Source organism: Herbaspirillum sp. VT-16-41 (genome assembly GCF_001994935.1).
In the GTDB taxonomy this organism is placed as follows: domain Bacteria; phylum Pseudomonadota; class Gammaproteobacteria; order Burkholderiales; family Burkholderiaceae_D; genus Herbaspirillum; species Herbaspirillum frisingense.
Map to the genome: position 1 here is coordinate 1 of NZ_MUXB01000051.1, position 1,383 is coordinate 1,383.

Here is a 1,383-nt window from a genome sequence, read left to right on the forward strand (position 1 = left end):
GATTAGGCATAAAAGTCGGTTTCTATATTACTTTTAGGCTTATATCCGAAAATTTGCTTTATCTCGGCTGGCTCCCATTACGACATGAACAGTCTTAACCAGTGTCGATATTTTACATAATACAAATTATGCGAAATATTATGAGCAAAGAAACGCGAGTGCTGGTATCCACAGCGAACTTAAATTTGTATCCCATCCACTCATATTTCCCATGAACAATAATGAGGAATGACGCCATGAGATATCCAACTACCCGGTATGGCCACCACGGCGAATTCGAATTCTGGATGCAAGGCCACTCCGTCAAAGTCATTACAAAGCGCCTAAAACGATCCGAGCGATCAGTACATGATTGGCTGACCGGCAAACGCAAGATTCCTTGGTGGGTCCCGGAAATTCTGCGACTACAACACTACGAATACCAAGACCGCTTACGCCAAATGGGAATTAGCCCGCCACGCCGGCGCCTGGCCATCGGAACCGCTGACATCTTCCAGCTCACCAAGCCCACCGCCGCCGTGCCACCAGAGCCATAGACCTCTTTCACATTCCACATTCAACCAACCCGAACCGGCGTCCGCTAAGGCGGTACTATACTGACTGAAGGCCACCAAATGGTAACTACACTCTTTGATACCCACGAATACGTCAAACGACTTGAAGCCGCAGGAATCCCACAGATCAAGCCGAAGCCCACCCAAAGGCACTGGCAGAAGCTATGAATAACGAACTGGTCAGAAAAACAGACTTGAACGAGTTTCGGGCCGAGGTCAAAGGCCAGTTTGAGTTACTGAAATGGATGCTAGGTTTTGTGCTGGCTGGCACCGTCGGCATCTTGTTTAAGATTTTCCACTGACAAGCACCCTACCTTCCAAATAAAACGCCCCGGATTTTTCCGGGGCTTTTGTTGTAAGCATATGCCATCGTTCCAGTCTAACAAACAGCTAAGAAATATTCAGGAAAATACTAATGAAAGAGATCGGCTACAAAGAATATGGAGCGCTACTAGCGGCTTACGCGGTCTCAATTTCCGCGCTCTATTTGCTAGGTTTTTGGGGAGCCTTCCAACTAAACATCATGCAATATGCTGCACTAAGCGATCTCGTAAAACTTGCGGCATTTCCTCTTGCTGCCACATTTTTACTGAATTTGGTAGGCATGGTTCATCAAGACCTGACCCTGAGTGCTAGTCTTCCAGTCGGCGGCGGCTCGGAATCCCGTATCGCTAAGTTAGTCAGACGCTATGCCGCTCTTATCTCCGTATTGTGGATGGGTGCCTGCGTACTCACCATCCTGCTAGTCAAACTGACCTGCTCCCCAATTTAGTACGAGAACGACTTGGAGTCTGCGGTTAAAAAAGTCTCTGCAAACTGTTGCGGCGTC

General features: G+C 47.9%; 2 protein-coding genes. Both read left to right on the top strand.

The features are described from left to right. Positions 1-718: 718 nt before the first annotated feature. Complete coding sequence (locus BTM36_RS28900) at positions 719-856, top strand: hypothetical protein (RefSeq protein ID WP_254426914.1); 138 nt, start codon at positions 719-721, stop codon at positions 854-856. A 113-nt stretch (positions 857-969) separates the two neighbouring features. Further along, positions 970-1,326 (top strand): hypothetical protein, encoded by a 357-nt coding sequence (locus BTM36_RS04135; protein WP_077235331.1) that lies wholly within the window; start codon positions 970-972, stop codon positions 1,324-1,326. Positions 1,327-1,383: the final 57 nt, after the last annotated feature.